Genomic DNA, 7,779 nt, shown 5'->3' on the forward strand with positions numbered 1-7,779 from the left:
CAGAGCCTCCAATGCTCAAGCCGCTCTGATGTTCCATTTTATATGACGACGGACACTTGCCGCAATCAAGAAATACTTCGTTCGGACGTGGGGGTATTCCGAGCCATTCGTTGAGCGGGGTCTCGATTTTGTAACCGCGAAACATGGCGATTATCACATCAAAACAGCCGCTGCCGCACTGGGTGCTTTCGCGCGCGACAACCCTGATTGCAGGGCGGACAGGATGCTTGCCGACATCCTCGCGTTCCTTCGTGGAGTCATGGAAGCGGATGGCAGAATCGACGAGCGAGAGGAAATGGCGATTGAGCGCATCGAAAAGGTGTTCAACGAGGAAATGCGGTTCTCAGTGTCGCGGACGGTTGCCTCTGTTGGAACGGCAGCGTCGCAGGTAGCGAGCGGTGTTGGCTCTGGAATCAAGTCGGCCTCACGCGCAGCCACGACGGCAGGAAAGACAGCTTCTCAAGTTGCGGGCGGGGTAGCCTCTGGCATCACATCAGCGATCCGTAAACCCTGGAAACGCGACAAGGAGCAGTGATGCAAGGTCTTTTCTGGTTTATCGGTAAAGGTCTCAAGTGGGTGCTGATTCTGATCTTCATACGGGGAGTGGTTGCTCTCAGTGGCGGTGCCAGACGAGCACGTAGTAGCAAAGATAAGAAGGCCGACGAGAACCCGGACTAGGGCGACAACGCCTCTCTACAGCGACGCAACACCCTATTCGTTCCACCCCAAAGCTGGGGCATTAATCGGGGCACTTTCCGGACGGATGTGGTCCGCGCGGCTCATAGGTTCAAGGTTCGGAAGACGATGGCTGGGGTGGTAGGATTCGAACCTACGATCTCCTGTACCAAAAACAGTTGCCCTACCGCTAGGCCACACCCCAATCGTGTCGCGGTAATTACTCTGGACCTTGGTGCGGTTCAAGAGCCGAAGGCAAAAAAAATGCCCTGATCTGCGAATTGTCGAGTAGGTCATTGATTTTATTTTATAAACAACCTGAAGCGCAGGCCGAAACCGGATGGTTCCTATTCAAATACCTCGTCGGCGCCAACGCCCCAGAGCGCGGATTTGGGCGCCCAGCCGTCATATCCGGCGGCGGAAATCTCGCACCAGTCCACCGCGCATTCCTCGAGTCGCGCAATCACGCCGGTTTCAAGCTGTGCGGCGACCATCGCGCCGGGCTCTGGCTTGGTGAGAATATCAAGCATCTCCTGTTCGACAATCGCCGTGCGCACGCCCGACAAAAGTGTGTAATGCACCCAGCCCCCGGCGCCGTCCCGGTCGCGCACGCGGCGCCAGTGGCCATGCTCGGCGGTGATTTCAAGCGGCATGTCGCGGCGCTTGAACACCCAGTCGATCCGATGCGTCAGGCTTGGGCCGCGCCGCACATTGCCCTCGCTCGCCTTCATCGACACGAACCGCGGAAGCGGCAGGTTAGTGACGGGCCCGCGCTCTTGCGCGCCGAGCGCCATTGGCAGCGAAAGCACCAGCGCCGTGACGGCGGCAATACCTGATTTCATGATCGTTATCCGATTTATGCCCGACAATATGCACGGGGTTCTTGTGCCCCGTCCGTTCCTGCGTCACTCTGGCAGCAACGCGCTTGAATTGCAAAGCACAAGGAGGGTCTTGATGCCATCTAAACGCCTGAGTGTTGTCGTAACGCGACGCTTGCCAGAGCCTGTTGAAAAACGGATGAGCGAACTTTTCGACCTGAAACTGCCTGACAGGGACGAGCCGATGACGCGGGCCGATTTGATCAAGGCCGTGAAAGAGGCCGATGTTCTGGTGCCCACGTTGAGCGACAAGATCGACGCCGGCGTGATCGCGCAGGCCGGGGACGGTCTCAGGCTGATTGCGAACTACGGCGCGGGCGTGGATCACATCGACGTCCATACGGCGCGCCAGCACGGTATTCTGGTGTCAAACACGCCCGGTGTCTCGGCGGATGACACGGCGGACATGACGCTTGCGCTCATCCTCGTCGTGACCCGCCGGTTGCCCGAGGGGCTGGCGCGGATGCAGGCCGGCGAATGGGAGGGCTGGTCGCCCAATGCCCTGCTTGGTGGCCGTGTTTCCGGGCGCCGCCTAGGCATCCTTGGCATGGGGCGGATCGGTCAGGCAGTGGCGCGGCGCGCGGCGGCCTTTGGCATGCAGATCCATTACCACAACCGCCGCCGTCTGCGCCCCGAGATCGAAGAGGATCTTGGCGCGACCTACTGGGAAAGCCTTGATCAGATGGTTGCGCGCATGGACGTGATAAGCGTGAACTGTCCGCATACGCCTTCGACCTTTCATCTGATGAACGCGCGGCGCCTCAAGCTTATGAAATCCGACGCGGTGATCGTGAACACCAGCCGTGGCGAGGTGATCGACGAAAACGCCCTGACGCGGATGTTGCGCGCGGGCGAGATTGCCGGTGCGGGGCTTGATGTCTACGAGCATGGCGCCGAGATCAACCCGCGCCTGCGCCAGCTCAAGAACGTGGTCCTGTTGCCGCATATGGGCTCTGCCACGCTCGAAGGGCGGATCGAAATGGGGGAAAAGGTTCTGGTCAATATCAAGACGTTTGATGACGGCCACCGCCCGCCCGATCTTGTCGTTCCGGCGATGCTGTAAGCGCGTGCGCAGCGGTTGTTGTGACTGCTCGCATATTGCCGTGAAAGGCCCTATGAGGGTGCGATGAGCACAACCCAGCCCTTCGAGATTTTTCTCGCCGCCCCGCCCGGACTCGAGACCACATTGGCCGAAGAGGCCGCTGAAAAGGGCTTTGGCCCGACGACGCAGCATCCCGGCGGTCTTAGCTTTATGGGCGGCTGGGCGGATGTGCAGCGCGCCAATCTTGAATTGCGCGGCGCGGGGCGGGTTCTGGCCCGGATCGGATCGTTTCGTGCCTTTCATCTTGCGCAGCTTGACAAGCGGTCGCGGAAATTCGACTGGGCAGCGTTTTTGCGCCCGGATGTGCCGCTGAGGGTCGATGTGACCTGTCGCAAGTCGAAGATTTATCACGCCGGTGCCGCGGGCGAGCGTATCAAGCGCGCCATATCCGAGACCCTTGGCGCGCCGCTTGACGATGCAGCGCCTCTGCGCCTTATGGCGCGGATCGAGGATGATCTCGTGACCTTCAGCCTTGATACCTCGGGCGAGCCGTTGCATCGGCGCGGCTATAAAGAGGCGGTCGGCAAGGCGCCGATGCGCGAAACGCTGGCCTCCCTGTTCCTGCGCGAATGCGGATATGACGGGTCCGAACCGATTGTCGACCCGATGTGCGGGTCCGGCACCTTTCCGATCGAAGCCGCCGAAATCGCACTTGGGCTTTTGCCGGGGCGCGCGCGCCATTTCGCGTTTCAGGATATGGCCGGATATGACGCAAGCGCGTGGGAGGCGATGCGCACGGCGGCGCCTGCGCGCGAAACGCCGTTGCGCTTTTATGGGTTTGATCGCGATGCGGGTGCGGTGCGCATGGCCACGGCCAATGCGGCGCGCGCCGGGGTCGATCACATCACAGAGTTCACCTGTCAGCCGATCAGCGCGCTTTTGCCCCCCGAGGGGCCGCGCGGCCTTGTGATGGTGAACCCGCCCTATGGTGCGCGGATTGGCAATCGCAAGCTGCTGTTCGGGCTTTACGGCGCCCTGGGCGAGGTGCTGCGCACACAGTTTCGCGGCTGGCGTGTCGGCATCGTGACAAGCGACGGCGGCCTTGCGCGTGCGACCGACCTGCCGTTCTTGCCGGGTGGCGCATCGGTGGCGCATGGTGGGCTCAAGATTACTTTGCACCGCACGGGGGTGCTTCGCTAGACCGGAAAGGGGGGATCATGCGCTTGAAAATACTGGTAACAGGGATGCTTCTGATCTGGGCCTTGGGGCCGGGGCAGGCGCAACAGGCCGCCGATGCGGTCGCGCCCGAAACCTCTGGCGCCGGAGGTATCGAGACATCGCAACGTCTGGCCCCGGCGCGCGCCCTGAAAGAGGCGGGGCAACCGGTTGCGGCACAAGACTGGATGATTGCCGCCGCCAACCCGCATGCGGTCGAGGCCGGGGCGCGGGTGCTTGCGCAGGGCGGCACCGCCGCCGACGCCATGGTCGCGGTACAGGCGGTGCTTGGGCTGGTCGAGCCGCAAAGCTCTGGCCTTGGGGGCGGCGCGTTTCTGGTCTGGCATGACGGGGCGACCGGGGGAATCACCACGCTTGATGGCCGCGAAACCGCACCGCTGGCGGCCACGCCGCGCCTGTTTCAGGATGCCGAGGGCCAGCCGCTCAAGTTCTTTGACGCGGTTGTCGGCGGGCGCTCGGTCGGCACGCCGGGCACACCGGCCCTGATGGCCGAGGCGCACGCCCGCTGGGGGCGCGCCGATTGGGCGGGGCTTTTTGACGAGGCGATCACTTTGGCCGAAGACGGTTTCGCCGTCAGCCCGCGCCTAGCCGCCCTGATCGCGGGCGACGCCGCGCGCCTGTCGCGCTTTGCCGATACGCGCGACTATTTCCTGCCGGACGGTGTGCCGCTTGCGGCGGGGGATATCCTGCGCAACCCGGAGTATGCCGGGACGTTGCGCCTTTTGGCGACGCGGGGCGCGCGGGCGTTTTACACCGGTGAAATGGCACAGGATATCACAGAGCGTGTCCAGAGGTCGGGCCGCAATTCGGGCGTGCTTGCCCCGCTTGATCTTGCGATCTACCGGGTCAAGGAACGCGCCGCGACCTGTGCCCCTTACCGCGCCTATGAGGTTTGCGGCATGGGGCCGCCGTCGTCGGGCGCGGTGGCCGTGGGGCAGATTCTGGGCCTGCTGGAAGGGGTCGACCTGGCGGCGCTTGGCGCGGATAGCCCCGAGGCCTGGCGGCTTATCGGCGATGCCAGCCGCCTGGCGTTTGCCGACCGGGGCCGTTATCTGGCCGATAGCGATTTCGTGCCGGTGCCGGTCAAGGGGTTGCTGGCCGGCGACTATCTTGCCGAACGCGCCAGGCTGCTTGGCGGCGATGATGCCCTGCCCGAGGTGAGCCCCGGCAGCCCCGAATTCGATCATGCGCTCAACTGGGGCGATGACCGCGCGATCGAGCTTCCCTCGACCTCGCATATCTCGATCTATGACCGTTTCGGCAATGCCCTGTCGATGACCACGACGATTGAGAACGGCTTTGGGTCGCGGCTGATGGTGGGTGGGTTTCTGCTTAACAACGAGCTGACGGATTTTTCCTTTGCCAGCCACGACAACGGGCGGCCCATCGCCAACCGGGTTGAGCCGGGCAAGCGGCCGCGCTCCTCCATGGCGCCGACAATCCTGCGCAGGGATGGCAAGCCGGTCCTGATCATCGGAAGTCCGGGGGGCAGCCGGATCATCGGTTATGTGGCCAAGACGATCATTGCCTGGGCCGATTGGGGAATGGACGTGCAGGCCGCCATAAGCCTGCCGCATCTGGTGAACCGCTTCGGCGCCTATGACATCGAGGCGGGCACATCCGCCGAGGCCCTGGCAGAACCGCTTGCCGCCCTGGGGTACGAGGTGAACCTGCGCGATCTTACCTCGGGGTTGCATGCGATCGAGGTGGGCGAGGGGTTGCGCGGCGGGGCCGATCCGCGCCGCGAGGGGCTGGCGTATGGCGAGTAACCGCTAGTCCTGCGCAAGATCCCGCAGGATCGGGCAATCCGGGCGGCTATCCCCGGCGCATTCGCGTACCAGATGGCGCAGCGTGGCCTGCATGGATTGAAGCTGAGCGATCTTCTCTTCTATATGGGCAAGATGATCCTGCGCGAGATGTTTCACATCGGCGCTGCTGCGGTCCTGATCCTCGTAAAGCGCTAGAAGGGTGCGGCAATCCTCAATCGAAAACCCAAGGTTGCGGGCGCGCCCGAGAAAGGCAAGCTTGTGCACATCCGTCTCTTGAAAGGCACGGTACCCGTTGGTGTCGCGCGCCGGGCGGACAAGACCGATATCCTCGTAATAGCGGATGGTCTTGGGCGGCAATCCGGTGCGTTTGGCGACCTCCGAGATATTCATGCAGAACCTCCTTTCATCGCGGGCGCGACCCGGCGCAGGCGCAGCGCGTTCGAGAGCACGAAGACCGAGCTGAGCGCCATCGCCCCTGCGGCCAGCATTGGCGAGAGCATCAGACCGGTCAGCGGATAAAGCACACCCGCCGCCACCGGAATGAGGGCGACATTATAGGCGAAGGCCCAGAACAGGTTCTGGCGGATGTTGCGCAGGGTGCGGCGCGACATATCAAGCGCGTTGAGCACGCCCGCAAGATCGCCCGACATCAGCACCACATCTGCCGCCTCGATGGCCACATCGGTGCCGGTGCCGACGGCAATGCCGATATCGGCATGGGCAAGGGCAGGGGCATCGTTGATCCCGTCGCCGACAAAGGCCAGCGTGCCGAACCGCTCGCGCAGGGCGGTCAGCGCATGCACCTTGCCCTCGGGCAGAACCTCGGCTTCGACATGGTCAATGCCAAGATCGCGGGCGATGGCCTCGGCGGTGGTCTGGCTGTCGCCGGTGATCATCGCCACCTTGACGCCCTTGGCGTGCAATGCGTCGATCACCGCGCGGCTGGAGGGTTTAAGAGCGTCGGCAATGCCCAGAACGGCGGCAAGCTGGCCATCAACGGCGATGAATATTGCGCTCTGGCCCTTATCGGCCAGGGTCTTGGCGGCGTGATCAAGCGTCCTGGTGGCAATCCCCTCGCGCTGCATCAGGCGATGTGCCCCGATCAAGAGGTCATGGCCCTCGACCTGCGCGGAGATACCATGACCGGGAATGGCGTCGAACGCGCTTACCTGCGGCAGGTCAAGGCCCCGGCGTGCGGCCTCGTCCTCGGTTGCGCGGGCGATCGGATGCTCGGACTTGCCCTGGGCGGCGGCGGCAAGGCGCAGGATGTCGTCGGGATCCGCGCCCGTGGCGGTTTCAATCAACGTGACGCCGGGCTTGCCGATGGTCAGCGTGCCGGTCTTGTCGAAGGCGACGGCGCGCACCTCGTCAAGCCGTTGCAGCGCCTCGCCCTTGCGAAACAGCACGCCGATTTCCGCGGCGCGCCCGGTGCCCACCATGATAGAGGTCGGCGTCGCCAGGCCCATGGCGCAGGGGCAGGCGATGATCAGCACCGACACCCCGGCCACAAGTGCATGGGTCAGTACCGGCACCGGCCCGACCGCAAGCCAGACCGCCACCGAGGCAAGGGCCACGGCTATTACCACGGGCACGAAGACCCGCACGACCTTGTCGGCCAATGCCTGCACTGGAAGTTTCGCGCCCTGTGCCTGTTCGACCATCTCGATAATGCGTGCCAATACCGTGTCGCTGCCGACCGCCGTGGCGCGATAACTAAGCGCGCCCGCGCCGTTGATCGTACCGCCGACAAGCATGTCGCCGGTGGATTTGGCGACCGGGTCGGCCTCGCCGGTGATCATCGCCTCATCGACATAAGAGCTGCCCTCGATCACCTCGCCATCAAGTGCGACGCGATCACCGGGGCGCAGGTGGATGAGATCGCCGACGGCGACCTGATCAAGCGGAAGCTCGGTGGTCTTGCCCTTGCGCTCGACCCGCGCGGTTTCGGGCTGAAGCCCGATCAGTTTCTGGATCGCCGCGCCGGTGCGCCCCTTGGCGCGCGCCTCAAGCCAGCGGCCAAGCAGGATCAGGGTGACGATCACGGCGGCGGCCTCGAAATAGACCGCACGGGTGCCTTCGGGCAAAACGCCGGGCGCCAGAAGCGCGACCGTGGAATAGGCCCAGGCCGCCGAGGCACCAAGCGCGACAAGGCTGTTCATTTCCGGCGCAGCTTTCAGAA

Annotated in this window: 7 protein-coding genes and 1 tRNA gene; 4 read left to right on the forward strand and 4 right to left on the reverse strand. The window is 63.8% G+C overall.

Features of this window, described 5'->3' with window-relative positions:
- The first annotated feature begins 223 nt into the window (after positions 1-223).
- On the forward strand, positions 224-535 hold the full coding sequence (locus QZ522_RS15830) for a hypothetical protein (protein ID WP_294613731.1): 312 nt from the start codon (positions 224-226) through the stop codon (positions 533-535).
- A gap of 270 nt (positions 536-805) precedes the next feature.
- Here the strand turns inward: QZ522_RS15830 and QZ522_RS15835 are convergent.
- Positions 806-880: transfer RNA gene (locus QZ522_RS15835), tRNA-Gln, on the reverse strand.
- Positions 881-1,022: 142 nt separating this feature from the next.
- A complete protein-coding gene (locus QZ522_RS15840) occupies positions 1,023-1,517 on the reverse strand; it encodes an SH3 domain-containing protein (RefSeq protein ID WP_294613733.1) in 495 nt (164 codons plus the stop codon).
- 112 nt (positions 1,518-1,629) lie between these two features.
- Between QZ522_RS15840 and QZ522_RS15845 the strand changes: the two genes are divergently transcribed.
- The 3 genes from QZ522_RS15845 to ggt all read left to right on the forward strand — a co-directional run bounded on the left by QZ522_RS15845 (position 1,630) and on the right by ggt (position 5,600).
- Positions 1,630-2,616: a D-glycerate dehydrogenase gene (locus QZ522_RS15845; RefSeq protein WP_294613735.1), complete on the forward strand. Its 987-nt coding sequence runs from the start codon at positions 1,630-1,632 to the stop codon at positions 2,614-2,616.
- A gap of 63 nt (positions 2,617-2,679) precedes the next feature.
- Positions 2,680-3,795, forward strand: a complete 1,116-nt coding sequence (locus QZ522_RS15850) for a class I SAM-dependent RNA methyltransferase (protein WP_294613737.1) — start codon at positions 2,680-2,682, stop codon at positions 3,793-3,795.
- Between the two features lie 17 nt (positions 3,796-3,812).
- Positions 3,813-5,600, forward strand: a complete 1,788-nt coding sequence (ggt, locus tag QZ522_RS15855; protein ID WP_294613738.1) for a gamma-glutamyltransferase — start codon at positions 3,813-3,815, stop codon at positions 5,598-5,600.
- A 3-nt stretch (positions 5,601-5,603) separates the two neighbouring features.
- On the opposite strand, the gene cueR is transcribed toward ggt, so the two are convergent.
- Both cueR and QZ522_RS15865 read right to left on the reverse strand, forming a co-directional pair.
- Positions 5,604-5,990 carry a Cu(I)-responsive transcriptional regulator gene (gene cueR / locus QZ522_RS15860; protein ID WP_294613740.1) on the reverse strand — a complete coding sequence of 129 codons (387 nt, stop codon included), beginning with the start codon at positions 5,988-5,990 and terminating at the stop codon, positions 5,604-5,606.
- Positions 5,987-7,777 carry a copper-translocating P-type ATPase gene (locus tag QZ522_RS15865; protein ID WP_294613742.1) on the reverse strand — a complete coding sequence of 597 codons (1,791 nt, stop codon included), beginning with the start codon at positions 7,775-7,777 and terminating at the stop codon, positions 5,987-5,989. The genes cueR and QZ522_RS15865 overlap by 4 nt, the downstream gene beginning before the upstream one ends.
- Positions 7,778-7,779: the final 2 nt, after the last annotated feature.

The organism is uncultured Roseovarius sp., assembly GCF_913054395.1.
Classification (GTDB): domain Bacteria; phylum Pseudomonadota; class Alphaproteobacteria; order Rhodobacterales; family Rhodobacteraceae; genus Roseovarius.

What these genes read in the sequence shown, in the direction of transcription:
- QZ522_RS15850 (WP_294613737.1), top strand. Translation starts at nt 2,680, where the DNA reads ATGAGCACAACCCAGCCCTTCGAGATTTTTCTCGCCGCCCCGCCCGGA.
- QZ522_RS15840 (WP_294613733.1), bottom strand. Translation starts at nt 1,517, where the DNA reads ATGAAATCAGGTATTGCCGCCGTCACGGCGCTGGTGCTTTCGCTGCCA.
- ggt (WP_294613738.1), top strand. Translation starts at nt 3,813, where the DNA reads ATGCGCTTGAAAATACTGGTAACAGGGATGCTTCTGATCTGGGCCTTG.
- cueR (WP_294613740.1), bottom strand. Translation starts at nt 5,990, where the DNA reads ATGAATATCTCGGAGGTCGCCAAACGCACCGGATTGCCGCCCAAGACC.
- QZ522_RS15845 (WP_294613735.1), top strand. Translation starts at nt 1,630, where the DNA reads ATGCCATCTAAACGCCTGAGTGTTGTCGTAACGCGACGCTTGCCAGAG.
- QZ522_RS15830 (WP_294613731.1), top strand. Translation starts at nt 224, where the DNA reads ATGCTTGCCGACATCCTCGCGTTCCTTCGTGGAGTCATGGAAGCGGAT.